18 protein-coding genes, 2 tRNA genes and 3 pseudogenes are annotated in these 25,727 nt (G+C 69.9%); 12 read left to right on the top strand and 11 right to left on the bottom strand.

Features of this window, described 5'->3' with window-relative positions; all coding sequences use genetic code 11:
• The 3 genes from ACWCPW_RS49485 to ACWCPW_RS49475 all read right to left on the bottom strand — a co-directional run.
• The coding region (locus ACWCPW_RS49485; RefSeq protein ID WP_449768235.1) for an IS5 family transposase at window positions 1-549 on the bottom strand (549 nt) is incomplete at its 3' end.
• 611 nt (window positions 550-1,160) lie between these two features.
• Complete coding sequence (locus ACWCPW_RS49480) at window positions 1,161-1,760, bottom strand: hypothetical protein (protein ID WP_449768234.1); 600 nt, start codon at window positions 1,758-1,760, stop codon at window positions 1,161-1,163.
• Window positions 1,761-2,137: 377 nt separating this feature from the next.
• Window positions 2,138-2,779: a TetR/AcrR family transcriptional regulator gene (locus ACWCPW_RS49475; protein WP_449768233.1), complete on the bottom strand. Its 642-nt coding sequence runs from the start codon at window positions 2,777-2,779 to the stop codon at window positions 2,138-2,140.
• Between the two features lie 106 nt (window positions 2,780-2,885).
• On the opposite strand from ACWCPW_RS49475, the gene ACWCPW_RS49470 reads away from it, so the two are divergent.
• Together ACWCPW_RS49470 and ACWCPW_RS49465 are read left to right on the top strand one after the other, a co-directional pair.
• Window positions 2,886-3,473, top strand: a complete 588-nt coding sequence (locus tag ACWCPW_RS49470) for a DUF2867 domain-containing protein (protein WP_449768232.1) — start codon at window positions 2,886-2,888, stop codon at window positions 3,471-3,473.
• 757 nt (window positions 3,474-4,230) lie between these two features.
• Window positions 4,231-6,369 (top strand): WD40 repeat domain-containing protein, encoded by a 2,139-nt coding sequence (locus ACWCPW_RS49465; RefSeq protein WP_449768231.1) that lies wholly within the window; start codon window positions 4,231-4,233, stop codon window positions 6,367-6,369.
• A gap of 765 nt (window positions 6,370-7,134) precedes the next feature.
• Here the strand turns inward: ACWCPW_RS49465 and ACWCPW_RS49460 are convergent.
• The 5 genes and pseudogenes from ACWCPW_RS49460 to ACWCPW_RS49440 form a co-directional block, all read right to left on the bottom strand.
• Window positions 7,135-7,389 (bottom strand): hypothetical protein, encoded by a 255-nt coding sequence (locus ACWCPW_RS49460; RefSeq protein WP_449768230.1) that lies wholly within the window; start codon window positions 7,387-7,389, stop codon window positions 7,135-7,137.
• A 598-nt stretch (window positions 7,390-7,987) separates the two neighbouring features.
• Window positions 7,988-8,338, bottom strand: a pseudogene (locus ACWCPW_RS49455) (serine/threonine-protein kinase); the annotation flags it as partial.
• A 1,152-nt stretch (window positions 8,339-9,490) separates the two neighbouring features.
• Window positions 9,491-9,903: pseudogene (locus ACWCPW_RS49450) on the bottom strand (transposase); the annotation flags it as partial.
• A gap of 51 nt (window positions 9,904-9,954) precedes the next feature.
• Window positions 9,955-10,497 (bottom strand): hypothetical protein, encoded by a 543-nt coding sequence (locus tag ACWCPW_RS49445; protein ID WP_449768229.1) that lies wholly within the window; start codon window positions 10,495-10,497, stop codon window positions 9,955-9,957.
• A gap of 523 nt (window positions 10,498-11,020) precedes the next feature.
• Complete coding sequence (locus tag ACWCPW_RS49440; protein ID WP_449768228.1) at window positions 11,021-11,710, bottom strand: transposase; 690 nt, start codon at window positions 11,708-11,710, stop codon at window positions 11,021-11,023.
• Here ACWCPW_RS49440 and ACWCPW_RS49435 point away from each other — a divergent pair.
• The 9 genes and pseudogenes from ACWCPW_RS49435 to ACWCPW_RS49395 form a co-directional block, all read left to right on the top strand.
• A pseudogene (locus tag ACWCPW_RS49435) lies at window positions 11,709-12,023 on the top strand (transposase); the annotation flags it as partial. The gene ACWCPW_RS49440 and the pseudogene ACWCPW_RS49435 sit on opposite strands and share 2 nt — an antisense overlap.
• A 154-nt stretch (window positions 12,024-12,177) precedes the next feature.
• Window positions 12,178-13,041 (top strand): alpha/beta hydrolase, encoded by an 864-nt coding sequence (locus tag ACWCPW_RS49430; protein ID WP_449768227.1) that lies wholly within the window; start codon window positions 12,178-12,180, stop codon window positions 13,039-13,041.
• A 117-nt stretch (window positions 13,042-13,158) separates the two neighbouring features.
• Window positions 13,159-13,911: an aldo/keto reductase gene (locus tag ACWCPW_RS49425; protein WP_449768226.1), complete on the top strand. Its 753-nt coding sequence runs from the start codon at window positions 13,159-13,161 to the stop codon at window positions 13,909-13,911.
• Window positions 13,908-14,696 (top strand): aminotransferase class IV family protein, encoded by a 789-nt coding sequence (locus tag ACWCPW_RS49420; RefSeq protein WP_449768225.1) that lies wholly within the window; start codon window positions 13,908-13,910, stop codon window positions 14,694-14,696. Before ACWCPW_RS49425 ends, ACWCPW_RS49420 begins: the two co-directional genes overlap by 4 nt.
• 192 nt (window positions 14,697-14,888) lie before the next feature.
• Window positions 14,889-14,961 (top strand) — tRNA-Pro (locus ACWCPW_RS49415).
• Between the two features lie 101 nt (window positions 14,962-15,062).
• A tRNA-Glu gene (locus ACWCPW_RS49410) sits at window positions 15,063-15,135 on the top strand.
• A 1-nt stretch (window position 15,136) separates the two neighbouring features.
• The gene (locus tag ACWCPW_RS49405) at window positions 15,137-17,497 is read left to right on the top strand and encodes a hypothetical protein (protein WP_449768224.1); all 2,361 of its coding nucleotides are present in this window, start codon (window positions 15,137-15,139) and stop codon (window positions 17,495-17,497) included.
• Between the two features lie 336 nt (window positions 17,498-17,833).
• Window positions 17,834-18,385 (top strand): hypothetical protein, encoded by a 552-nt coding sequence (locus ACWCPW_RS49400; protein ID WP_449768223.1) that lies wholly within the window; start codon window positions 17,834-17,836, stop codon window positions 18,383-18,385.
• A gap of 61 nt (window positions 18,386-18,446) precedes the next feature.
• Window positions 18,447-18,950 (top strand): hypothetical protein, encoded by a 504-nt coding sequence (locus ACWCPW_RS49395; protein WP_449768222.1) that lies wholly within the window; start codon window positions 18,447-18,449, stop codon window positions 18,948-18,950.
• A gap of 825 nt (window positions 18,951-19,775) precedes the next feature.
• Here ACWCPW_RS49395 and ACWCPW_RS49390 read toward each other — a convergent pair.
• The 3 genes from ACWCPW_RS49390 to ACWCPW_RS49380 form a co-directional block, all read right to left on the bottom strand.
• Window positions 19,776-20,666: a phosphotransferase family protein gene (locus ACWCPW_RS49390; RefSeq protein ID WP_449768221.1), complete on the bottom strand. Its 891-nt coding sequence runs from the start codon at window positions 20,664-20,666 to the stop codon at window positions 19,776-19,778.
• Between the two features lie 1,050 nt (window positions 20,667-21,716).
• Entirely contained in the window at window positions 21,717-22,034 is a 318-nt protein-coding gene (locus ACWCPW_RS49385; RefSeq protein WP_449768220.1) for a hypothetical protein, read from the bottom strand.
• A gap of 134 nt (window positions 22,035-22,168) precedes the next feature.
• Window positions 22,169-23,644 (bottom strand): Dyp-type peroxidase, encoded by a 1,476-nt coding sequence (locus ACWCPW_RS49380; protein WP_449768219.1) that lies wholly within the window; start codon window positions 23,642-23,644, stop codon window positions 22,169-22,171.
• An 818-nt stretch (window positions 23,645-24,462) separates the two neighbouring features.
• Here ACWCPW_RS49380 and ACWCPW_RS49375 point away from each other — a divergent pair.
• On the top strand, window positions 24,463-24,903 hold the full coding sequence (locus tag ACWCPW_RS49375) for a DUF6210 family protein (RefSeq protein ID WP_449768218.1): 441 nt from the start codon (window positions 24,463-24,465) through the stop codon (window positions 24,901-24,903).
• The last annotated feature ends 824 nt before the right edge of the window (window positions 24,904-25,727 follow it).

Raw genomic sequence — 25,727 nt, 5'->3', positions numbered from 1 at the left:
GGCGATGGTCGGGTACGTCTTCTTTGCTTGGTCGAGGAGGCGTATCCCGAGGGCGTTTTCGGAGAGGCTCGCGGCGGTGACGGTCACGGCGAGGATGAGGCCGATCGTGTCGGTGAGGATGCCTCGCTTCCGGCCGACGATCTTCTTCGCGGCATCCGTCCCCTGGCTGGTCAGGGGCACGTTGGTGGAGGTCTTCACGCTCTGGGTGTCGATCACGGAGGCGGTCGGTTCGGGGTTGCGTCCCTCTTTCACGCGGGCCGGGCCGGTCAGGTCGTGGTTGAGCCGGGCGAGGATTCCCTCGTCGCGCCAGGCCGCGTAGTAGGAGGAGACGGTGCCATGGCTCGGGAAGTCGTGCGGGAGGTATTTCCAGGGGATTCCGGTGCGATTGACGTAGAGAATCGCGTCGAACACGTCGCGGAGTTCGACCTTGGCCGGCTGCCCGGTGGGTCTGCGGTCCGGTCGGGCTTTTCTCCAGGCCGTCAAAGTCGGCTCGATCAGGGTCCATCGGGCGTCGGACAGGTCGCTGGGGTACGGCTTCCGCCGGCTCACGGCAGAGCTCTTACACGAACGGCGGTTCCGAGAGCGGTACTTGGCCGCCAGGGCGTTTCTGCGACATCAACAAACCAGACGGAATCCAGGCCCGAGAAGCGGAGCAAACAGGCACTCGAAGCTGGGGCCTCACGGCCGCGGAGAGGCACGTAAGGCGCAAATCCCATCGAAGGCCACTGACGGCAAAGCGACTTACTACCGCGCTCCATACCTAAATCCCCACTCAAAGAGCGTTTTATCCCTTGAAGGGCCGTTCGTTCTCTTTCTCGGATGCGGTGGGTTCCACTCGGATGTGACGGGTGAACGCCCCTGCGGCGAAGGGCGCGTGCCGGGACGTACGCGTGCCCGTTTCGCTCCCTTGGCGCCTGTCTCATCCCAAGCAGACCGGGTAGGTGCGCCCATACACCCCGGGGTTGGAGGAGACCGGGCCGTACCACCGAAACACGAACCGACCGCCGCCCATACCCCGGCGGTCTGTTCGACGCGCGTTGAACTCGGCGTTCCCTCGCCGGAACGCCCTGGTCTCGTGGCCGGCCGGGGTCTTCATGAACAGGACGAGGTCCGCGCCGTGCGGCACGAGCCGGATCTCCGAGTGCCCCTCGCGCCGGGGTTCAGGGGCTCGGTAGGGCCGGGGCGGTCCCGGGCCCGTAGTGAGCCCTCAGGTAGACGCGGGTGCGGTCCGGGGCATACGCGTGGGCGTAGAGGAGGACGCAGCGCTTCTCGGACGTGTCGTACGCGTCGGGCACGCCGGAAGGGAGCGCGGTAGGCCCGCCCGAGTTCGTGCCCGGGCAGACGTAGCCGTAGCGCACGCCGTCCTTGAACGTCTCCGGCTCCGGAAGGCCGAAGCGGGCGAAGTCGTGCGGTGGGACGGCGGCGGCGGACGTGGGCTCCAGCCACTTGCCCTTCGGGGGGTTCTCCTTCAGGTACGTGTCCGCTTCGGCCCGGGTCAGCGTGAAGGTGAGCAGGCCCGTGTCGTAGCGGGAGGTGCTCTCGTACGCGGCCTCCGGCGACCGTGCCGTGCCCGGCACCGGGAGGCCCATCTGCCCGCTCATCCACTCCGGTGTGATGCCGGCCGCCCAGCCGGAGCCCGGTGTCGGTCCCGCGCCGCGGGTGGTGTGTCCCCCGTCGCCGCCGCACGCGACGAGGGCGGTCGCGAGCACCACCGCAGCCGCGACCGCGGCGGTCCACCGTCGAACGGATCCGCCGTCCACACACCCTCCGGACACTCCCGCCTGCCCCGCGGCAGTCGGCCATCAGCATGCCCCACCGCCGCGCCGTTGGGCTATCCGGAATCCGCATCCGCACGGAGCCTGACCGGGGTGCATGGGCGCACCCACCCGGTCTGCTTGGGATGAGACAGGCGCCAAGGGAGCGAAACGGGCACGCGTACGTCCCGGCACGCGCCCTTCACCGCAGGGGCGTTCACCCGTCACATCCGAGTGGAACCCACCGCATCCAAGAAAGAGAACGAACGGCCCTTCAAAGGATAAAACGCTCTTTAAGTCATCGAGATAGCGGCGATGCTCCTCGTTTGGGACATCGACCGGCATCCGTTTTGCCTGTAACTCCGGCGATCCAGGGCGGCGGGCTACGGTGCCGCCTCACCGGCGGAATCACTCGGAGAAGCAAGGGGGCCGGGGCCTGCGAGGGCAAGAGCCGCGTCGACGATCGCGGAGTTGAGCGCGGGGAGCCCGTCCGGGGATTCGGACAGCAGGAACAACCACGCGAAGGCCGGACCAACCAGCAGGGCGTTGAGGATCGCCGGGTCAGGGCGCGTGGCGAGTTCGCCGCGCGCGACCGCACGGTCCAGGACCACAGTGAGCGTCCGACGCTGGGCACCGAGGTACTTGGTGTCGAACCGGTCCTGCAGGGCGGGGTCGGCGTGGATGTCCGCCAACAGGCCCGCGACCGTCCCCGGCGGCGGCGCGGCCATGCCGGCCGCGATCTCGCTGGCCACAGCGGCCAGGTCCGCGCGCAGGGATCCGTGGTCGGGCGCCACGGACAGGAACTGGCCCTGCACAAGAACGTCGAAGATCATCTCCTGCTTGCTGGCGTGGCGCCGGTAGATCGCCGGCTTGCCCACGCCGGCGCGCGCGGCCACGGCGTCGACCGTGATCCGCGCGTACCCCAACTCCACTAGCAGTTCCCGGACCGCAGCAGCGATGGCGCCGTCGACACGACCGTCCCGGGGCCGGCCCCCCGGGTTGCGGGCTTGCTTTTGTGCAGACATGCCTGCAGCATACGAAACTGTAGGTTACGAAACTGCCAGTTCTTTAACCGGTGGCGTCGAACTTCGCCCCGGGGCGCCCCCGCACACCGGACGGAAGGAACGACCGATGCGAATCCCCAGCGCCGCCCACGCCGAACAACCGTGGCGGATCCACGAGTTCACGCGCGACTTCCGAACCGAGGACGTGTGGTCCTTCCGCGCCCCCGGCGCCGGGCCCCACGACTTTCCCCTGATGCTCGACGCCCTCAAGGCGGCCTACGACAGCCGCAAGGAGCCCCTCCCCGTCCGGTTCCTGTTCGCGGTCCGCTGGAAGCTCGGCGCCCTGCTCCGCTGGGACACGCCCCAGGCCGGTCTGGGCAAGCGGTCCGCGTCGTTGAGCGACCGCCTCCCCCTCGACCTTGCCCGAACCGGAAGTGACGTCACCCCCTGCTCCGACCCGTTCACCGAGGTGTACCAGCTCGACAACGAGGCCGCCCGGGAACTGGCCAACAGGACGGTCCACACCATCATGCACCTGGGCTGGGTACGGACCGACGGCGACAACTACGAACTGCGCATGGCCGCCCTCGTCAAACCCAACGGAACATTCGGACGCCTCTACATGGGCTTCATCGCACCGTTTCGATACCTGATCATCTACCCGGCCCTGACCCACCAGTGGGAACGCGCCTGGCTCGACCGCACCCGCCTGTAGGCCACCCGACGCATACGGCGGCAGGGCGCCCACGCGGTCGTGGCCGCCGCGCTCCCAAGAGCGAGGGGCGGTCCTCGCGGGCCAAGCCGGTGTTGTCGGTGAACGGTGAAGCGGACGGCAGGTCGCCTGTGTCCTCGTCGCGGATCTCGTGGCCCTCGGCGCGGAGCTGGGTGACGGCGGCGTCGATGTACTTCGTGGTCCAGAGCGTATCTGGGGCCGGCGAGCGGGTTCATGATGTCTGCGCAGGTAGATCACTTGCCGTCGCGTCGGGGAGCGAAGTCGGGTCGGTGGGCCATCACGTGTTCTCGGGTCTTGCCCGGTAATCCTCGTAGATCTTGTCGATGCTGAAATCGGGCGACTTCATGGCCTCCCTTATCCGGCGGTAGGCATTGTCCGAATGGCCGTCGATCACCATCTTGTTCCGTGTCCACTGGTGATGGCAGGAGTCGGACGAGGTTGGAGATTGTCGTGAACTTCCCTGTCCCTCTGCGCTGTTGGGGTGAACGGCGGTGAGGTCGCGCCTGTTCGGGGCGTCCGGGGAGCGGTTGTGTCCGGCCTGTGGTGTGCTGTTGCCGTCGGCCTGGAAGGCGGAGCGGGTCTACTGCTCGGTCATTCGCCACTCCACTTCCCTCTCCACGGTGGAGACGAACAGGTCCGCGCACAGCCCCGGTTCAGCGTTCTCGCGGACGGGCCGCTTCCCCTCGACGAGAAGACCGTTGCGTAGAGTGAATGCACATTCGGGGCGGAGGGGGCTGTGGTGGCGCACCGGGAATTGTGGGCCGTGGGGCCGCGGCGCGACGAGTTGGCGTCGTTCGACAGCGGAGCCGAAGCGGTCGAAGCCCTGTGCGTACTGCGGTTGGCCGAGGGGACGCGGGTCGCCTGCGGCACCAGTGACGGCCTGATCCGTCTCTGGGATCCGACCGCGGGCGAGGAGACTCTCGTCCTGGGTGGGCTGCGATCCCGGGTGTCCGCCCTGAGCGCGCTCCCCGTCGACGGGGAGACGGTATTGGCCGCCGGAGGCCCCGACGCGGCGGTACAGCTGTGGAATCCGCGTACCGGCGAGCTCCTTCGCACCCTGTCGGGACACGGCGGCCGAGTCGTCAACGGGCTGTGCCCGGTACCGTTCGACGGCTGCGTGTTGCTGGCGAGCGGCGGGGACGACGGCACCGTACGCCTGTGGGATCCCACTACCGGCCGCCTCCTGCGCAGTCTGGCCGCGCACACACAACCGTACGACGGCACCTACCCGGTCCGCGGGCTGTGCGCCTTCGGGTTTGGGGACCGCACCGTGCTGGCCGGCGGGAGTGATGACGGCACGATCCGGCTGTGGGACGCCGCCACCGGCAGTCTGCTGAACGAACTCGCGGGCAGGCCCGACCCGTACCGCGACTCCGACGCGTTCCCCCACCCCCTCGCGACCACCGTCGAGGGCCATACCGGGCCGGTGAACGCACTGTGCGCGCTGTCGATCGCAGGCCGCACCGTCCTGGTCAGTGGGGGCGACAAGGTCCTGCTGTGGGACCCGGCCACCGGTCGATTGCTGCGCACGCTGGACGGCGTGAGGTTGACCTTCGGCTTGTGTCCCGTGCAGCTGGGCGACCGCACCGCTCTGGCCACGGCCGGCGGTGGGAACAATGCCGTGCAGGTGTGGGACGCGAACACCGGAGAACGGCTGCGCACGCTGCAGGGTCACACGGGCCCGGTCTGGGGCGGAGTATGTCCGCTCCCGGAGGCTGGTGGCCGGACCCTGCTCGCCAGTGGGGGCGGCAAGTTCGACGGCATGGTGCGGCTGTGGGACCCCACCCGCCCGTCCGCGGTGGACTCGGGCCCGCCCGACGACCTGGAGTCGATCTGCACGCTGCCGCTCGGGGACCGGACCCTGGTGGCGAGCGGCGCGAACAACGGGGCGGTCCGCCTGTGGGACGCGGAGCTCGGCACCCGAACGGATGTACTCAACCGTGAGGAGATCCATTTCACACGTGACTGGGTCGGCGGGGTCTGCGCGGTGTCCGTCGAGGACCGGACACTCCTCGCCGTCGCAAGCCACAACCGCACCATCCGGCTGCACGATCCCGTCGCGGGCGAGGAGGTCCGCATGATCGGGTACCTCTGGGACCCCGCGCGTCCGGACCGGCCTGAGACGGATGCCCATGCCCGCGGCTTTGCCGACTGGATCGTCGCCGACGAGTTCGCGGCCGTGTGCCCGGTGCCGTCGGGCGGACGGCAGTTGTTGGCCACCTGCGGAGAGTCCGGTCAGGATCACATGACGCATGTGCGGCTCTGGGACCCCGCGACCGGCGAGCAACTGCGCACCGTGGCCCGCCACAAGGGCCGACTCGAGGCCATGTGTGCCCTTCCGCTGGCGGACCGCACCCTGCTGGCCTGTGCCGGCCGGGATACCTGCGTCTGGCTGTGGGACATCACGTCCGACGAACACCCCAAGCCTCTCGTCGGTCACCGCGGCTGGGTCAACGCCGTGTGCGGCGTGCCGGTCGGCGACCGGACCCTGCTGGCCAGTGGCAGCCACGACGGCACGGTACGTCTGTGGGACCCCGCGACCGGACGGCGCGTGCGTGTCCTGACCGGGCATCGGGAGTGGGTCCGTGGGCTGTGTCTGCTGCCGCTCGGCGGGCGCACCCTGCTGGCCAGTGGCAGCAAGGACCGGACGGTACGTCTGTGGGACCTGGACGAGTTCCGGTGCGTGGCGGAAATTGCCGTACGCTCGCCGGTCGCCGCGCTCGCAGCCGCCGAAAATCGCCTCTTCGTCGCCTCCGGGGCCGGGGTGCACGCGTACGCGGTGGGTGCGGACGGCGTGATCGGGGACGGGCCGGCTGCGTCGGACACCGAGCCCGGCGCGGCTATGGAATCGCGGTCGTGGCCCCGGGTTCCAAGATGATGGTGTGATCGCCGGCGCGTCGGTCGACGCCGGCCGCCTACGCGTGAAGCAAGGCGACGGTGCCTGTTGCGACGATGATCGGAACGACGCCACGGGACGCGCCCGCGGTTGTGATCACGACGAAGGACGGCGATCGCAGGTCTCCGGCTCTTCCGCATCGCCCGCGCGTCAGACTGCCGCCGGCTGATTCCCGGGACGCGCGGCGCGGCGGAGCTCTTGCGCGTTGGCTACGCGATGATCGTGACACGAGGCGCGCGGCCGGGAGCGCGGTGGCATCGATGACGCCTGTCCAGGACGAGAATGGCGGGCGCGCCGGCTCTGAAGTTCGCGGTGGCCGAACTCGTAGGCGATACCGATGACCCGTAACGAATCGATGTCTGTCGCCTCCTCGGGAAATCGGCCGAATCGCCACGGCAGACGACCGCACGCGCACCACAACAGCGCCAGATATCGTGCGGTCGCCGACGATCTCATGATGCCGAGGCCGTTCGCGAGGAATCGCCCCACGAGCCGGAGCATCGTTACGGCGACGACGATGAAGCGATTGGCGTCGGCGAGGTCGGAGCGATCCCGCTCTCCGCGCGGACCGCCATCGGGACCGCGCCCATGAGCGTTGGACCGACGAAGGCTTCCTCCTCCCGATCATCGGGAGAGCCCGCGACGCCGCTGCCCACACATCGACCGCGCGGGGCTGCCCGTCGCCGACGGCGTGCCAGGAATCTCGAGTGTCCGGGGTGACGGAGCGCCGGCAGACGCCGGGGCCGGTCAGCCGATCGGTGTGCGGATGACGGCGCGGATTCTGCGGGTCTCCTCGGCCGCCGTGTCGAAGGATGCTGCCGGGGTGAACCTGACCCTGCCGGTGGTGGCGGCATCGGCCCACGCGCATACGGTGGCTGTCTCGCGGTCCGGAAAGGACACCGTCTCGCAGGTGAACTCGACATCGGAGCCGGGGATACGGATCACCTTGGGCGCATCGACGATCCGGTCGGTGCTGCTTGCCGGCCTCAGGATGCTGTCCACGTGCCCCTTCGGGTTCTTGAGTCGGCCGAAGGTGCCGGGGACTTCAACCCGGGTCTGTTCGAACGAAGCTCCTTGTCGGTGCCGGTATGAATGCCGGAGACGTACGTTGCGTCCTCCTCGCTGATGCTGTCCTCGAGCTTGCGCGGGGGCGTGTAGGACTTGTCCTGGAGCCGGTACGCGCCCTGCAGCATTGTGCTGGGGGATGGTGAGTTCGTGTGTGGCCTGAGGGAAGGGTTCCTCCGAGTCGTTGAGCCGGTACCCGCCGTAGCCCGCGGCGGCAACCACCGGCAGGACTGCGGCCACAGCGGCGGCACGCACACCGGTGCGTTTCCCTCCTCCTGGCCGCGCGGCTTCTTCGGCGGGCCGAGCGTCGGCGGCGGGCCGGGTGTCGGCGGCGGGCCGGGTGTCGGGCAGGGCCGCGGTGCGAGTGATGCCTCGCGAGGTCGGTGCGCGAACCGCCTCGGTGGCCCTCGTCGTCGGTGCCGCGGGTTCGGGCGGCACGGCCGAAGGGGACGCGGTCGGCGTGCTCGGTACCGCGCGCGGGGTCGCATCGGGTGCGAGCAGGTCCAACAGCCGTTCTGAGTGGGTCTTTGCGCCACTTCATACCGCGCTCGCCCATGGCACCTCGTTCGGCGATCAGTTGCGCAAGCGTGGGCCCGGCCATGTAAGCGGTCGCCGGCCACGGCGCCTGCGCGTGGGGGTCGGCGTCGACGACCGGTGCCGTGTGGAAGCCGCCGACCCCGCGGGCCGCGGCGACCTCCGCCCGAAACCGGGCACGAAAGAGCGGATCCGCGGCCAACTCCGGCCGGGCCACCTTGACCGCCACCGGGCGCCCACCACGCGAGCGCGCCGGATACACCGTCCCCATCCCGCCCGCGCCCAACTCCCGCTCCACCACGTACCCACCGATACGCCCCGGCAGATCCGCCCCACCCACTCCCGACCCCATCAACCACACTCCCTCCGCCGAAACACCCGCGCCAGTATGACCGGCCACGCCGGTAACTCCCGTACCGGAGACAGGTGTTCCCGGTTGCACCGATCCCGCGGCACGACGTCGAGCCAGGCGTTGCCACACGATCGGTCGGCCGTACCCGCGCGGCGACGTTCTGGTCCGGCTCGTCGTCGCGGAGCGCGGAGCACCGCGCGTCCTCGGCCACTGCGGCCGCCCCGAGGAAAGACACGTCCCTCGAACGGCGAAGTCCTGCCGCTCGACGGCACCCGTGGTGGCTGCGGACGTCACACCCTGCCGGAGTTTCCGTTCCGGATCGGCGCGACGATTCCCTCCACGATCAGCGAACCGATCGGCACTGTGACGACGAGCCCCCGGCAGCGCATCGGTCTGCGGTGGCCCGTGCCCTCCACTCCGAGCGCCGGCATCCAAACGCCCGCCCTGACTGCGGCTTCATTGCGGCCGGAGCGATACCGCGCCATCTCCGCCTCCAAGTCAGCTGATGCGGGGTCAAGTTACCGCCGCGCACAGAACGCGTCCACAGAGCGTCAGGATCCCGGATCGAGCAGCCGCCACATCGGTGGAAGTCCCTCTCCGGTGTGTGCCGAACCGCCCCGTTCCCGGCATCCCCCGGGTCGGATTGCCCTCAGCTTCTATCGAGGCGCACCGTCCAAGGACCTCCCAAGATCACCGACCGGGAACGGCAACTCCGCGTCTGTGACGCGGGGAAAAGGTTCATCGTGTGAAGGGCGGGGGTGAGAGCCGGATCCACGCCCCTTCGGTCGCAGATGTCGCCGACGGTCGACGAGCGCGTCGCGGGCGACACCCCACCGCCACCCGCCGCGCCGCGCCGCGTGCCGCCGGGCCTGCGCCGCCGGGAGGAACGGGTGAGGAAAGGAGTCGTTGTTCGTCGATGCCTCGGCAGGGCCTCGGGCAGGGCGAGAAGGAAGGACGTCTTCCTGCACCGAAGGACGCGAGTAGAGGTGTCGGCGTGGTCGCGGCCGCGCGGACAAGGGGGTTGACCAGCCTGTTCGTCCCCGGGGGCGCGGTCGACTCGGTCCCAGCCCCGGACCGCGCCCTGGCCCGCAGCCTCCGCGTCCGCTGCCCTCGGCGGGGGCGGGCGGTCCTGGTGATGCTCTGTGACGGCCTCGGCCGGCCCGGGATCATCAGGTGCTGGTCCCGGCCGCGGCCACAGGTGTGGCAGAACAGCATGTCCGCGCTGGTGGGGGCGTCCGGCCGCAGCCGGTTGCCACGTCCACGGCCAGGACGATCCGGTCGTCGGCGGCTCTGGGCTGGGGCAGCGCGGCAAGCGTCCGCCGCAACCTGCCGGTGTCGAGACGGCCACGGTTGAGAGCGTCGTACCGCGCGCCGTGCCCGCGGCGGTGCTCGGCAAGCAGCGTCGATTCCACCGGCGTCGTCACCGGCCCGTCCGCGCACAGCAACGCGTCCGTGAGTTCGAGCAGTTCGTCACGCCGCGCGGTCGGACACGCGAAGAAGTCCTTACGGAAGTGTGACGCTTCCGCGAACGGCTCCCTCCGAACCTCGTGGTGCACCAGCCTCATTCCCCCACGGCCTTCGTATCGATCGCGTGTGTCCTTGGTCGGAGCACATGATCAGACGAAGGCCGTGTCACTCGTCCGGCGAACTCCCGGACGAGTGACCCTGTTCGAGGCATCGTTCGAGATCGGACCATAGAGCACAAGCTCAGGGGCCTCCCACACGGTGACCTGCATGCGTAGGGGTGCGCCCACGGCGGGGGGTGTGGTCAGTCGGAGGTAGGCGGTGCGCCCTTCGTCGGTCAGGACGCAAAAACTCGACCCCAGGACGGATTTACCTCCCGTGTGTGTGCCGCGCTTGCCGATCGCATCGTTGCATTGGGCGGGGGTGGGAGGGGCGGCGTCGACGGGGAGCACGGCCAGGGTCGGGGTGGATCCGGTGGTCAGGAGGTTGGGCGCGCCGACGCTGTAAGCGAACACGATGTCCGCCGCCTTGTTCGATTGGGTGGCCAGCGGGGGGCTGGTGTCCAGGTCGAGGTAGCTGGTCGAGGCGTCGACCGTGACCGTACCGGGGCCGAAAGCGATGCGGGGGGCCGGGACGGCGGGCCCCGCCGTTCCGGGCGCGGATGCTCCCGACCCCGACCCCGAGGGTGTACTCACCGGCGGAAGCTGTGGAACGGATGTGCTCGCCGGCGGAAGCTGTGGGGCCGGCGCGCCGCCCGTGTTCGCCGAAGAGGACCCGGCGTCCGAGCCGCCGCGACTGACGGCGACGGTGACGATGATGCCGATCAGTGGGATCGCGATGCCCACGACCCACCAGGCCCACCTGGGGTGCGGAGGATGAGGGGGACCATAGGGCCCGTGGTTTCCCGGCTGGCTGGACAAGTTGCCTCCGTGGAACGTGGGGTCGGTCGGCGGCGGCACTCTATCCAAATGCTGCGCCCAAGCGAACATCGTCCTCGCCGGAGGCGGGCAACGGCCGACGTGGCGAGCATGGTCGATCCGGGGCGAATCGGCTGTGTCGGGCTGATACATGCACACATCAGTGACTGGGGCGCCTCGAAGGTTTCGGACAGAGATCCAATAACGACGACGGTGGTGTGGCGGCCGGCGAGTTTCACGACCGTGAGGAACCGTGACTTCCGGTCGACCAGCGTGGCGACCCGGCTGTTGTTCGAGCCGATCACCAGGTCGCCTTCCAGGTGCCCGGATTCGCTGCGGTCCTCCGCCGCCTGGGGCCGCTCCTCGATCGGTCGGGCGTCGGTGATCTGTAGCGCCACCGGCCTTTCACCGTGTGCCGCTTGTTCTTCCGGATCGGGCGGCCGGTTCGAAGGCGCTTGCACAGCTCGCGGGGGATCACTTTCCAGCGGGTGGTGTAGACCGACCGGTAGATCGTCTCGTGGCTGATCCGCATTGCCGGGTCGGCACCGTGATTCAGACGCGGGTGTCCGACGATCTGTTCGGGCGACCACTCCTCCTTCAGCAGGCTCAGCACCCTCCGCCTCAACGCGGGTCTGCGGGCGAGGAGGCACTGCTTCGGGCGCCGGGCGCGATCAAGTGCCCGTTCCTGCACGGCGATCGCCCGGTAGACGTCGCGTCCGCCGTTGTTGTTGACTTCACGGCTGATCGTCGACACCGCACGCCCCGGGAGGCCGGCGATTGTCCGGTAGGACTCACCGGCACAAAGCCCGCGCGATATCTCCTCCCACGCGCCCATGGTCAAGCTTCCAGCCCGCGCCTTGCGGGATCCGGGAGCGATCCCTCCGTGGTGCTCGAGGACGGTGAACACCGAGCCGGGCGGCTTGCCGATCTGCCTCGAGATGACACTGATCGACTCCCCGGCCCTCCACCGCCGCCACAAGTCGGCCTTCATCTCGTCCGACATCCCCGGCCGACCCAGTCTCGCCACGTATATGCGCGGTCTGTTGGGGTCGGTCGGACGCAAGAACGGGTGGCAGCTCGCCGAGTACGCGGGTCACGCGACGCCCGACGGGATCCAGCGATTGTTGGCGTCCATGTCGTGGGACCCGGACGAACTACCTGATGATGTAAGGGAGTTCGTGGCCGAGCGGCTCGGCGAGGCCGACGGGGTTCTCATCGTCGACGACACGGGTTTCGTCAAGAAGGGCGTCACGTCCACCGGCATCGGACGGCAATACACCGGCACGTCCGGGAAGATCGACAGCGGCCGGAATGTCGGCTAACGTGATCATCATGTGTTCCGTCATTCACAACTGGCAGGCGCTGCGTACCCGGTCGACTCGCTGACCGTGGTGCCGGCGGTAGCCGTCACCTGGTCGTGCGTCCACCGTTCGCCTCAGGATGACGAGGATCTTCACCATGCGCGCAATCTCGCGCCCCACTTTTGTGTTCGTTCACGGCGGTTCCAGCAATGCGCGGGCGTGGGGCCCGTTGCAGAACGAACTGGCACTGCTCGGGTTCCGCTCCCACGCGGTCGACCTGCCCGGCCACGGCGACCGTGCCGGCAGCCCGGCCGCCTACTACCGGCAGCCCCAGGACCTCACGGCCCTGGCCGCCGCCCCCTCGCCGATGCGCGGCGTCACGCTGCAGGACAACGTGCGGCACGTGGTGGGCACGCTGCGGCGGCTCGCCGACTCGGGCCCGGTCGTCCTGGTCGGCAACAGCCTCGGCGGCCTGACCATCAGTGCCGTCGCCAACGCCGCACCGGAACTGCTCGACCGCGTGGTCTACTTGTCCGCGCTCTGCCTCAGCGACCCGGCCATGCTCACCGAGGCGTGGGACGTGGCCGACGAGAACCTGCTGGACGCCGCGGCGGCGCGGATCGCCCTGCCGGACGTGGCCGATCCCGGCGTGGCCCGGCTGAACTGGCGCAGTGCGCATGCCGATCCGGCACTGTTCGCCCAGTTGAAGGAGGCTGTCATGGCCGACTCCACGGACCACCAGTTCCGGCTGCTGCTGGACTCCCTGGACTCCGACGAGAACTACGGGGTGCTGGAGCCGGGCGCGCTGGTACGGGCCGACGGGTGGGGACGCGTCCCGCACACCTACGTCCGCCTGTCCCAGGACCGCAGCAACACCCCGGCCGTGCAGGACTACATGATCCGCAAAGCGGACGAGCTGACCCCGCACAATCCCTTCGAGGTGCACACTCTGGAGGCCTCGCACGTCGGCTACTTCAGCCGGCCGCAGGTCTTCGCCGAGCTGTTGACCCGCATCGTCTGACACATCCCCGGGTGTCCCCGCCGCCGGGGTCGGCGGCGGGGACACCCGGGGACACCGCTTCAACTGTTTCCTGCCGGCCGACCATGCCGGCGGCGACCCTGCTGCAGCCGAACCCCGGTGCGCGGGGCACCTCATCGGCCGACCCAGCGGCCGCACCGACGAACCCGCCGTGCGGGTCGGAGCCAAGACACCTTGCCCGCGGGCGGGGCGACGTCGGTGCGGTCGGCGCCGGGGGTAGGCAGTGGTGGTGCGCCGCTGCTCGGCGCCCGATCACCGAGATCTCCTGCGTCCACGCCCCGTACAACGTCGCCGATCGGGCCACGGAGGATCTTCTCGGGTTCTGCGAATCCCACCGCTTGGTGTTCGTGCCCCGACAACCTGGGCACGGGAGGCCGCACGAGATCGGCCGTCACCACCGTGGCCGAACGCCACGGAGCGAGCGCCGCCCGGATCGCCCTGGCATGGCTTCTCACCAATTCGCCGGTGCTGCTCCCCGTCGTCGCCCCGAGCACACCGCAACAACTGGACGCCTACTGGGAGGCGGCCGAGATCGACCCCTCCGACATCGACCTGGACACCCTGAACACCCTCCCCCGAAGACACATACCGGTGTTCGCCCGCGTCCGAGCTCGCGCCCGCGGGACGGCGAAGCACGGCTCAGCCGAACCGCCTGGGTACGCTCGCTTCCCACACCCGCCGCTTGGCGGCGCGCCTCGCCGAGCGATTCCCCGAACCTACGCACGGGTGCGTGCCGTTCCTGTCCGCGATGGCGGTCCGCACGCGTGTCGTGTCCGGTCCGTGGCCAGGTCGCCGATCACCGCGCCGTCGCGGGTGGAAGCCCCGGACGGGCGGTTATCGTCGGCGGCATGAGTGCTTCGGTGATATCACGGGTCGAGATCGACGGCCGATCCACCACGGTGGAACGGCTGCACGCCGTCGCCGTGGCCGGCTACGGACATTTCACCGCGATGCAGGTACGCGGCGGCCGGGTGCGCGGCCTCGCCGACCACCTCCATCGGCTCGACGCGGCCAATCGGGAGCTGTTCGGCAGCCCCCTGGACGGGGACCTGATCCGTCGCTACGTCCGGCACGCGCTCGCCGACGACGTTCCCGACGCGTCGGTACGAGTCCATGTGTTCGCCGCGGACGAGGCCGGGTCGGTCGCGGTCCTGGTCACCCTGCGGCCACCGGGCGACATGCCGCCCGCGCCACAGGCGTTGCGGTCCGTCCCGTATCTGCGTTCGCTCGCGCACATCAAGCGCGTCGGGGACTTCGGGCAGGCGCACTACCGCCGACAGGTCGCCCGCGAGGGTTTCGACGAGGCGCTTCTGACCGGCCCGGACGGATTCGTCGCGGAGGGCGCGATCACCAACGTCGCGTTCTTCGACGGCACTTCGCTGCTCTGGCCGAACGCACCCGTCCTGGAGGGCATCACCATGGGTCTGCTCGAAAGGGCGCTCTCCGCTGGGCCGTTGCCCTCCCGACGCGGCCCGGTCCACCTGTCCGACGTGGGCTCCTTCCGGGCCGCGTTCGTGACGAACGCGCGCGGGATCGCGCCGGTCCGGCTCATCGACGACGTGCCGATCCCGATCGACACCGCGTTGACGGGGACGCTCGGCAGAGCGTACGAGTCGATCGCGTGGGACCCGATCTGACACGCGTCGTGCGCGAAGGCCGTCGCCGGGGAGGGCGATATCAGCCGTGCCCCGGAGGCCGAGCCGTTCGTTGCCGCGTACTACCGAGAGCGGCGACCGTGGCCGCCGCGCGCCCTGCGGATAACCCCGTTGCCCCGCTCGCGGCTCGGGCCTAATGTCGTCCTCGTCGGCGGGCACTTCGCCGGCGCACCACGACGTGTAGCTCAGTCAGGAGAGCACCGGGCTTGGGACCCGGAGGGCGCGGGGGCGGGACCCGCCACGTCGGCGACATCGGAACGCGGCGGCATGGGGCTCGGCCGAGAGGGCTTCGGGCCCGATAACCCGCGCGAGGCGGGGCGGTGCCCGCCGTGTCGACCACACCGACCACGACGTGTAGCTCAGTCAGTAGAGCACCGGGCTCTCATCCCGGAGGGCGCGGGGGCAGGGCCCGCCACGTCGGCATGAACGAGATGCACGTGCAGCCCGTCGCCAACCCCGGCCATGCGGATCGGCAGTTGGCCAAGGCATTCCACACCGCCGCCTCCCACGAGAGCCAGGCGACCCGGCACCGCGCCGAGGAGCGCGTACGCCGCTGGACGCAGGTCGCCCGCGGCATGGCCGACGGCTCGTTGGCCATCGGCTCGCGCACGCCCGTGCGCGGGCTTCCCGCGTGGGTCACCCCGGAGGTCGTGCGCGGCGGGTTCGCCACCGGCGACGCCGCGGCCGGCGGGCCGTGGACCGCACACGAGGCCGAGGCCGCCGCCCGCGCCGGGCTGCGCACCGGCGATCGGGGCGCGGTGTTCCGGTACTTCCTCACCGACGCGGGCCTGGCCGAGCTCCACACGATGCTCGACACCGGCCGGTATCGCGTCGCGGTGCCCGAGGAGGCCGCGCTGCTCACCATCGCGTGGCTGCTGCGCGCCGGGGACCGCCTCGCGGCGCTCACGCTGCTCGACGAGATCGCGCCGTACACGGACCGCCTCCGCTTCCTGCCGCGCCCCGGCGACACGCCGGTGAGCGACGGCTCCGCCGTGCACCGCGAGTCCGTGGGCTCGTTGCGGGCCACGCTCGGCGCGCGGCGACCCAAGCCCGCGGTCGAGGCGATGAACGAGGCGCTGACCGTGTGGAACCCGTTCGCAGACCAGTTGCTCGCGCACTGGCTGGAGACCGTCGAGGACGGCCGGATCGGCGCGATCCGACCGGCGGGCTGGACCGAACGCGGCCGTGAACTCCTCCAGCGCCACCGGCGTTTGGCCACGCGGCACACGCTGTGCACCAAGCACCGCAACCCCAGGGAGAACTCCGCGATCCTGCTGGCCGCCCTGGCCGAGGCGCTCGGTGACACCCGGGCCGGTGATGTTCGCAGCGCCGGCACCCGCATCGCGGACGGCCGCGCCGCCGGACCTCGCTCCGGCATCCGCGCGAACGTCGGTGCGCGTGGGGCGACCCGTCCCGGCCTGCTCCGGCACGCCGTCGACGCGATGGTCGCCAAGCGGGGCGCGCCCGGTTCGCCGCCGCACGCCGAACTGCGGGCCCGTCAGGCCGAGGACGCGTCGACCGCGACGCTCCACGAGCTGGCGCGCGTCCTCATCACCCGGTTGGCGAACCTGCGCGACGACGCGGGCCTGCCCGACACGGCGTGGCTGCTCGTACCGGTGACCGACGCGGAAGCCGAGCGGACCGGCGTGCGCGCGGGCAGCCCGATTCCGGACAGCCTGCGCCACCCGGTCGAGCGCGCGCTCAGCGCCCCCGTCGCCACGCTCGTCGAGCGCGGCATCGTGCCGTCGGCCGAGGTGCTGGCCGAGCTGGTCCCGCAACTGGTCGCCGCGACGACCGCGTTGGCGTACCACGACCCGGCGCTGCGCACGCTGACGACCGCGGGGTACGGGGCGTTCGCCGAGCGTCGGTCGCTGCTGCTGCTCAACCTGGAGCACCAGGTGCGGCTGGAGGAGTTGCCGTGGGTGCGGGCGGTGTCCGCGTACCGGCGGGTGTCGACCGACACCGCGGCAAACGCACGGGAGGCGCTGACCGAGCTGGGTGGGCTGACGGTGCGCGCCTTCCCGGGCACGATCGTGCCGAACCCGCTGCTCCAGGAGCTCGGTTCGCTCGCGCGGCAGGCCGGGGTCGGGGCGGTGTTCACCGAGGAACTCGCGGCGGACATCTTCATGGGCACGTTCTCCGCGAAGTTCCTGCGCGCCGCGCAGGAGGCCGCGGTATTGCTCGAAGGGTCGCTGTACGCACGGTATTACGGCATCGACTACGCCGCGATCCGCACGATCGACGACGTCCGGCGCGAGCGTGGGCTCGCGGCGAACACCTCGGACGCCTTCGCCGCGCTGTGCCGGGAGCGGGCCGGCGTCGATTCGCGGAGCCGCTGGTGGGTCGCGGCCAACGGGAAGGTCATCGAGCAGGCGCAGATCCTCACCACGCACAACCTCGCCGCGCTCGTGCACCCCGTCGGGGTGGAGCCGGCGCAGGGCTGGGCGGAGCCGGCCCGGGGCGCGTACCGCACGGTGTGCCGTCTGGTGCAGCAGATCGCCGGGAACCCGCGGTCGCTCGGCACCGTCAAGGACGCCGCGTACGCGTGGCGGCAGGCGCTGTTCTTCCTGTCCCTGTGCGGGGTGGAGGACCAGTTCGCGGTGATCGCGTGGATGGCGGAGGAGACCGCGCGGCGGCCGGAGCACACCGTGCACCGCCTCGCACCGGTCCTGGCCGGGCTGCGGCATGTGTTCACGGGCGGCAACCTGGACGATCCGGCGGTGCCGAACGTCCGGCGGTTCCTCGGCTGGGCCACGGACGGGCACTGGATCCGCGACGTGTGACGGGCGGGGAGCCGCGACCGCGAGCGCATCCCTCGCGGCACGGTGACGCGCCCGGGTGCGCCTTTGTCCACCGCGGCGACACGACACCGGCCTCGTCCCGACGGGACGAGGCCGGTGTCGGCGGACCGGGCGGTATCCACAAGCAGGGATCGCACTGATTGCACAATAAGAGTGTGTTTCATCCGATATACGGTGAGGTCACCGGGTAACAGCAGATTATCCGATTCGGGTCGCGGACTCGCATCCTGAACGGCGACGCGCGAGGAGCACCCGCGGCCGCGCTGCCCTTGCGGTCGTAACCGTCGGACCGGCGACCGCCGACGAGTGGAGGACACGATGTGGACGATCATCACCATCGTGGCCGTCGTGATCATCATCGCCTTGATCGCGCTGGCCGTGCGGGCCATGGTTCGGCGCCGTCGCCTACAGAAACGTTTCGGTCCGGAATACGACCGCACGGTCGAGTCGAAGGAGAGCCGGCGCGAAGCCGAGCGTGATCTGCGCGAGCGCCAGGAACGGCATGATTCCCTGGAGATCAGGTCCTTGCCCGCAGCGGTGCGGGACCGGTACGCGCGGGACTGGGCGGGGGTGCAGGAGCACTTCGTCGACGACCCCGACCAGGCTGTCGGAGAAGCGGACCGCCTCGTGACGGTGCTGATGAGCGAGCGCGGCTACCCGACCGAAGGCTACGAGCAACAGAAGCGAGACCTCTCCGTCGAGCACGCCCGAACCCTGGATCACTACCGCGTCGCGCACGACATCAATCAGCGCGTCGGCGGCGGGGATACCTCGACCGAGGAGCTGCGAAGCGCGATGGTCCACTACCGCGCCATGTTCGAGGACCTGCTCAAGACCGACAACGACGCACCGGGCGACGACCGCCGGTGAGCCACCGGGCAGTCGAGCCCGATGGCCATACCCACATCCAGACCAGCGGAGGCGAAAGGACATGCATGAACAAGGCGCATTCGGGCGCGACGAAGCGACCCCGTTCGGCAAGGAGAGCGGCGCGTTGTCCGCCGAGGACGTCACGCGGACCACCGAGGCACGCCAACCTGGGGCAACCGAGGGCAGGGACGACGTCGGCGCCGGGGCGACCGAGCCGGGTGGAACCGGGGATCAGAGCGGCGACCGGTCGGAGACCGCCGCGGCCGAGCGCGACGCGTCGCCTCATGACCCCAGTACCGCGCCGCTCCTCGGTCCGCAGGAAGCGGAGAACCTCCGCTCCCGCTGGCAGGACGTCCAACAGGGATTCGTCGACGACCCGCGGAATTCCGTGGACGCGGCCGACCGCCTCGTCGACGAGGTCATGCGGTTGCTCGCCGCGACGTTCGCCGGTCACAAGAAGGGCTTGGAGGCCCAATGGCTGCGCGGTGAGGAGCCGGATACCGAGGACCTGCGTATCGCCCTGCGGCAGTACCGGTCCTTTTTCGACCGCCTGCTCAACACCTGACCGGACCGGCCCGGTACGGCCGGGTCCCGGCCGCACCGCTCTTGATGGATCAGGCTCGGTGGGCCGAGCGCGTCGCTTGATGCCGTGCCTCGCCAGGCCGGAATGGGCACCTGCCCGGTAGCGCTCGATCCGCGTCGGTCCCGGGTGGGATCAGCGGACCAGGGGCGAGTGCCCCACCCGGCCGACTTCGCGATGGTGGTGGCTTCGGGACCAGGCTCGACGCCCCGGTTTTCGTTGCGGGAGCATCACGGAATCGCGGGTACATCCTTTGTCGGCCGGCGATGGCGTGAGGCGTGATGGCGTTGGGCCAGGGTCTGGGGTGGCTGGTGCGGGGCGAGCGTCTCGGGTGCGGCCTGACCTTCACGAGGAACCTCGAACCGCACGTGCTCCTCGAACGACTCGGAGCGGATCCGCGGACCATCGCCTTGCGCGGGCAGGCGGACAACTTCGACGAGAACGGCGACGAGATCCACCCGGACTTCGACGACGCGTACGACGCATGGGACGGCCGGGTGATCCGCGCCGGGACCTGCGGCAAGTGGGCCTGGGCCCACGAGGAGTCGACGTCGCGCAGCGCGGACCCCGACTCTCGCACGGGTCGGGTCGGTCCGACCCTGCGTCGCGAGGCAGAACGAGGGGCGGCTCCCACCACACGTAATGGTCGGAGCCGACCCGGACCGGCGGGCCGACGTCACGCACGGGGCAGCGACCTGGTGCGTATGAGTGGCGCGTCCACGTTGGGCTGCTCGTGCCGGAGACGGCAAGGGGGTATCGGGGCCACGGCCCGGTGCGGCCGTGGCCTGGATCTCGTGGCAGGGTTGGGGACTACCGGGCTCGGCGTGTCATCCGGGTGAGGACGAGCCTGCCGCGCTCGACGAGGTCGGACCGCTCCTTGGCGAGCCCGGAGCGCAGGTAGGACACGCCCAGTCGGGCGGTCAGGAGCAGCAGGAAGCGCTCCTCGTCGTCGGACAGGTGGCGGCCGTAGCCATTGAAGTGCGCGGCCTTCAGGTCGGGCCGGGTGGTCCACAGCGCGCCGTACAACCAAACGAATTCCTCCACGACGATGCCGTGGTGCGCCATCTCGAAGTCGATCACGCCGACTGTGTCCTGGGCGGCGTCGAACAGCCAGTTGCGGGTGGCGTGGTCACCGTGCCGGTAGACCACCGGCATCTCCTCGCCGAGCCGTGGCAGCTCGTCGACCACGCACTGCACCAGGGCGCGCTGCGCGTCGTCGAGATGACCGGCGGTGTCCTCCAGGCAGGCGGCGGCCTCCTCCGCCTGCCCGGCCACGACTGCGCGAAGGACCGCGCGCTCATGAGCCGTCGCGGGCGGGGTGTGGTCGTGCCAGCGGCGAAGCAGATGCCCGGCCTGCTCGTGCACCCGGCGCTCGTCGGCCACCGTCAGGGGCAGGTCGCGCACGACCCGTCCCTGCAGCCGCGAGCTCATGAGGGCCCGCAGGTCGGGGTCCGCGGCAATCAGGCGGGGGGCCGCGTCGATGGCGAGAGCGCGTGCCGCGTGCGTGTAGCCCCGGACCTCGCGTTCGTACTCCCGTGCGCTCGGGCTGATCTTCACGAACACCACGTCCGCGCCCGCGGCCACCCGCCACACCATGGAGTTCCCCCGAGGCCAGGACACGTCCGTGACGTCGTCCACGCCGGGCAGGCGGTCGGCGATCCATCGCCGCAATTCGTCCGGGAGGGGGGTGTGCCGGGTCATCAGGGGTGTTCTCCGAATCGCATCGTCGGATCGTCTCAGGCATGAGACACCTCTCTCGTCAGCCACCGCCCTCCCCCGCGAGCCGGGGCGCGCCATCGACGACGGTGACCTCGAGCTCAAGTTCGCGGCCCGCAGCCTTCCCGAAGCACCCGCCATCGCAGTAGCCGAGCCGAATCGGTGGTGACGCCATCGTCGTCCGACTCGATCCCCTGGGAGGACTTCCATGTTCACGTCGTTCACGCCATCGATACGAGGCGCAGTGGTCGCCGTGGCGGTATCCCTCGGCCGTGGCGGTATCCCTCGGCGGAGATTCAGCTCGATGTCGGCCGCGCGTCCGGCGACTGCGGTGTCGGTGAGTGTTCTCGCCGTAGCGCCTGTGGACCCGCCGGGACGACGTACCGCAGGCAGGGCAAGCCGCACTCGGCCCGGTGCAACGTGCCCTGATCCGTAGGGACTTCCCGAGCACGACCGTATCGACCGCGACCTTGAGATGGTGCGCGGCGTCCGCTCCAAGGGGTGGTGGCACACCTACCGGTCCTACCTGAGTTCCGCCGACGCCGACATCCTCGGACTGGAGGCCGACGCCAGACTGCTCAGGAAACGGGACGGCTCCCTGTTCCCGGCGGTCCTGCAACTCGAGGCACGTGCGATCGAGACCGTCACCGTACCCGGCCGCGAACTCCTTGGAGTTGAGCCTGCGAGGTGGACAAACACCGGAGGCCTCAAGACGACCGAGGAATCCCCTTGGATGACAGTCTGCTCCGGCATGCCGACACGGCATGCCGACCAGGCTTCCCCACTTCTCGGCGTGGTGGTCCCGTTCCGTGCCACGTTGAGAACCTCTCGGTACCGCGCGGGCTGGATGGGCGCGTCGTGCAAGGTCTATCGCTCACCCACGTGCGGTGGTCGTAGAAGAGAAGGCGCACCCATGCAAGTAGGCGGGCGATAGGCTCTGCATGGCTTGTCGGCTCCTCTTCAGGGATCACTGATCGGCTCGGCCCCGGGACCATCGGACGATGGCCCCGGGCGCTTCGGTCGTGGGTCGTGGTGTCAGTCGAGCCGGTATCGGGCCCATTCGCGGGCGGTGTCGGCGAGTGCTCGGGAGTGCGGCCGTGCCCGGGAGGATCGGGTGATGAACTCCCACATCCCGGACAGCTTCGCTGCGAACGCGTCGATCACCCGGTCGAGCGCCTTGGCGAAAGCCGGCACATGCTTCGCCCACGCTTCGGCCGCTTCGGGTGTATGGCCCTCGTGCATGAGGCGGACAACCACGAGGAAGTCGGTACGTCCCCTGAGGTAGCCCGCGGTCACTCCCACAGGCCCGCCGAGCACGGTGACGATGGCGACCACGGCCGGCGAGATCAGCAACGAGGTGCGGATGCCGTACAGGAGTCGGGTGAGGTCCTGGCGAGCTGTGCCGAAGTGGTCGGCATCGCGTGGGCTGGTGGGCGCACGAGATTCATTCGTCGCGCTCTCCCGAGACCCGGGGGCGACGCCTTCGACTACCGGGCGGGCAGGGTCTTGTTCGAGGCGAGCAGGCGCAGCGTGGTGACGGATGGCGTGAACGCGTAGAGGGCACCGGTGGTGTCCACGAAGCGCTTCATGCCGACGGTGCCGCGGGAGCCGTCGCCGAGTCGGATGTCCGCGTCCTGTCGCGCGCCCTCGTCGGCGCGGCCGATCAGCTTGTCGATGCCGTTGGCCGCGTCGGTGCCCTCCCCGGGCTCGAAGCCGGGGTTGTTGCTCCAAATCTTTTGGACGAACTCGAACTGTTGCTCCAGGGAGGTGTTGTAACAGACGAACATCAGGCCGCGCTCGGCATCGCCGGAGCGTTCGGCGACGGGGCCGAAGGGGATGCCGCGACGCATGATGCGGTGCCCCTGGTCGGTGAAGTGCCGGGGATGCGTTCGGCGGATGTGCGCGGCCCAGGGGGTCTTCGCGCCTTCGGGGTCGTCCCGGTAGTCGAAATCGTTGTTGCTCGACCCGACCCCGGTCACCGGGTGCGTGCCGTCGGCGAGGGGAGTGCCGTCCTTCTTGCGGCCCACCAGGCATGCCCCGAGCCGGTCGGCGGAGAAGCCGGCGGGTTCGAATGCGGCTGCCTGCTCCGCCACGGCTTTGTTCCACCCCGGGACGTCCTGACGGAGCCGACGGACCACTTGGAGGGAACCGTCGTTCATCCACTTCGGGACGGGCGGCCTGGGTTCCTCGGTTTCTTGACCGAAGACGAACTCACCGGCCTTCACCAGGACGGAACCGGCGCGGTTTTCCCGGAAGGCGGGGTTGTCGCGATCCGCGCGGTGAAAGCCCTCGACACCGGGTTGGGAAATGCCGTCCCGGTAGCCGAAGTGTTCGTGGCCCGTCAGGGGGTGGGGAAGAGTGCGGCCGTCGTCCTGGTGGACCAGGGCGACGTCGTGCGCCTGTTCGGCCGCCTCCAGGTTCTCCAGTTTGCGGTTCAGCGCCTGCTCGGTGTCCGCGGCGACGAGCAGGACCGCGTGTACCGGGGTTCGATCGGAGCCGAAGAGCCAGTTGTCGGGGGCGCTCTCGTCGACGTCGTTGAGGGCCGACGCGCGACGAGCGGCGCCGTCGCGGAACGCCTCGAACCCGGCCAGGTCCGCCTCGATCTGGTCGGGGTCCTTCGCGACCGCGCGCAGCCCCTCATAGGTGAGGGAAACGCCGACCCAGGTCGCGGTGAGGTTCTCGGGATCGTGGCCGTAGGCACGGCGGGAGAGTGAGAACACCTCGTTGAAGTCCTCGACTTCGGCGGTCACCGCGATGGTGTTGAGGATCGCGGACAGCCAGCCCCGCGCGCCCTTGCCGCCGTCCTGCTCCCGAGCGAGGAAACGCAGGTAGCGAAAGGCCATGAAGTCCTTGTTGAAGGCGGCCAGGATGTTGCCCTGGATCTCCGTCGAAGTGCGCAGCGGCGGTAGCGGCAGTTGTTCGATTTCGGGCGCAATCTTGGGGCGCACGGGCGTGGTGGTCATCGGGGTTCTCCTCACGGGGGGCATCGCGGGCGGCCGACGGGACGCATCCGGGTCGAGGACGGGACGGCGGGGGTAGTGGGCACTCCATCGTCGATCCATGCAACTGGTCGGTCGCATATCGGGATTCCCACAGAAGCACGTTAAGTAACTTATCATCATCTTTGAGTAGTTATGGGTATTGTGTCGGAGCCTGATCGGCAGCGCCGCGGCGAATCCGCCCCGGTTTCCACGGGCTCCTGCCGACGATGGACGTTGCCGGGCTCGATGATCGGCCGTCACCGGGCAAACCTCAGGGGCAAGCTGCCCGGCCGGCGCGGCGCGGGAACACTGAACCGTCGAACGGCCTGTCGGCCTCGGGGCGGGCCCGCGAGAGGGCTCCGAGGTCGCGTGCTTGTGGTGTGTCGTGGGCGGTGAGTCGGTCTGCGAGGCCAAGCAGGGTTTCGGTGGTGCGGTGGGAGCTGAAACTCCCACGCCTTGGCGTCCACCCGCAGTCGAATGCATGGCGGGAGTTGGGCAATACGTCGGCTGCCAGGTTCGGGCTGCAGACGACAAGAACCGAACGCCTACCGAGCCTGATCTCGACGAGGTCCCCGCAGGCGGGCAATGCGGCAAGAAAGCGCGCGGGGGAACCGAGAAGCCGTAAAGCATGCCCTGCGACTGGCACGTTTCCCGGCGCGCGAGCGATTCCTCGGTGCGGACCGTGGCGTGCACGACCCTGAACGGACGACCCATCGCCGTGACCGGATCGCACGACGGGGTGCGCGTCTGGGACCTGACCACCCGCTCCCCCGTCGGCGAACCCCTGACAGGATGCGGTCATGGTGAACCGTCGCGTGTACGTGGACCTGGACCAAGTCGAGGATCTCGATCACGACTGGCTCCACGTGGTTCTCGAGGGGCCCTCGGGGATCGTCTACGAGATCCAGCACGGGGGTCATTCCTGTTGCCAGGGCGCGATCGAGGGCTACCTGGTGCCGGTCGAGTCGCCGGACGGGTACACCGCGCTGATCGACCTGTTCGTGAACCGACTGCACAACGCGCCGGTGGCGATGGCGTCCATTCCCGAACATCTGCCCGCATTGCGCGCGGCCGTCGCCATGATCCGGATTCCGGCGAGCAGCGGGTCCTCGCGCACACTCGACTACGACCTGAGCCCGATCGTCGTCGACGAGACGCGCCTGGAGGAGATGACCGAGGCACACGTCCCGGTGACCACGGAGTTCGGCCCCGGCATCCTGGTCTGGTCCAACTCCGACTGACTGGTCCAACTCCGACTGAACCCCGCCACCGAACGAAGCAACGACCGCCTCGGGCTGCCGCCGGGGTCGACACGGTTTTCGAACACCGGATGGCGGTTGCGTGTTGTCGGGGCGGGTGCCGGTTCCCCTGCGGCCGGCGGCGGATCGGTTCCCGGCCTTACGGGCCTGCCGATCCCGCGGACACGGGCAGCACTGCCCATGAACCCGGTCGCGACCCGCAGCTGACCACGGCGGCGCGTTCGTCGAGAGCCGTCCGGGACATCCGGTCCCATTCGTTGCCCGAGTGGTCCCGGGATCTGCGTGCGAACGGAGCGTGGTGTCCACGCGCCTCGACCGCCCCGCGTCACTGCGACGGCTCACCGGCCCGCCGAATGTGGTGGAGTCGGTGTCATTGCGCGGCGACCAGGCGGTTGCCTCGGGCGGGCCGATGCCGGCGTCCGGTCGACGAACACAGGCGATTTCTGTTAGCCGGACGGCGGTTGTGCCCCGGCGTCTCGGATCGGGTGCGGCGGTTTCCGGAACGCCCCGGGCGCGGGTCAAACTCCCATCCGCACCTCTCATTTCGTAGCGCGTGCTCGGGAGGGGAACCCGCCTTTCAGGGCACATCGCACCGGCGCTCTCGCAGAACTCTCACAGATGTTCGTTCATGAGAACGATCGCGCGCGACAGCCGCAGCCCGAAGCTGCCCGGTGCGACTGAGCTCATGCAGAGTCGGCGTCGCGGCGCAGCGTGAACCAGAAGGTCGGGACCGGGTTCGTGCCGGGCGTCACGTCGTCCAGCTGCCACCCGGAGAACCTGGCGCTGAGTTCGTCCGCGGTGACGCC

The sequence above is a fragment of the Embleya sp. NPDC001921 genome (assembly GCF_053594475.1).
Note: the sequence above shows the minus strand (reverse complement) of the source record. Positions and strands in the feature narration are given on the sequence as shown.

Excerpts from the sequence above, each read along its gene's own strand:
- ACWCPW_RS49470 (WP_449768232.1), top strand. The coding sequence starts at position 2,886 with ATGCGAATCCCCAGCGCCGCCCACGCCGAACAACCGTGGCGGATCCAC.
- ACWCPW_RS49375 (WP_449768218.1), top strand. The coding sequence starts at position 24,463 with ATGGTGAACCGTCGCGTGTACGTGGACCTGGACCAAGTCGAGGATCTC.
- ACWCPW_RS49400 (WP_449768223.1), top strand. The coding sequence starts at position 17,834 with ATGTGGACGATCATCACCATCGTGGCCGTCGTGATCATCATCGCCTTG.
- ACWCPW_RS49390 (WP_449768221.1), bottom strand. The coding sequence starts at position 20,666 with ATGACCCGGCACACCCCCCTCCCGGACGAATTGCGGCGATGGATCGCC.
- ACWCPW_RS49430 (WP_449768227.1), top strand. The coding sequence starts at position 12,178 with ATGCGCGCAATCTCGCGCCCCACTTTTGTGTTCGTTCACGGCGGTTCC.
- ACWCPW_RS49440 (WP_449768228.1), bottom strand. The coding sequence starts at position 11,710 with ATGAAGGCCGACTTGTGGCGGCGGTGGAGGGCCGGGGAGTCGATCAGT.
- ACWCPW_RS49395 (WP_449768222.1), top strand. The coding sequence starts at position 18,447 with ATGCATGAACAAGGCGCATTCGGGCGCGACGAAGCGACCCCGTTCGGC.
- ACWCPW_RS49405 (WP_449768224.1), top strand. The coding sequence starts at position 15,137 with ATGAACGAGATGCACGTGCAGCCCGTCGCCAACCCCGGCCATGCGGAT.
- ACWCPW_RS49475 (WP_449768233.1), bottom strand. The coding sequence starts at position 2,779 with ATGTCTGCACAAAAGCAAGCCCGCAACCCGGGGGGCCGGCCCCGGGAC.
- ACWCPW_RS49420 (WP_449768225.1), top strand. The coding sequence starts at position 13,908 with ATGAGTGCTTCGGTGATATCACGGGTCGAGATCGACGGCCGATCCACC.
- ACWCPW_RS49380 (WP_449768219.1), bottom strand. The coding sequence starts at position 23,644 with ATGACCACCACGCCCGTGCGCCCCAAGATTGCGCCCGAAATCGAACAA.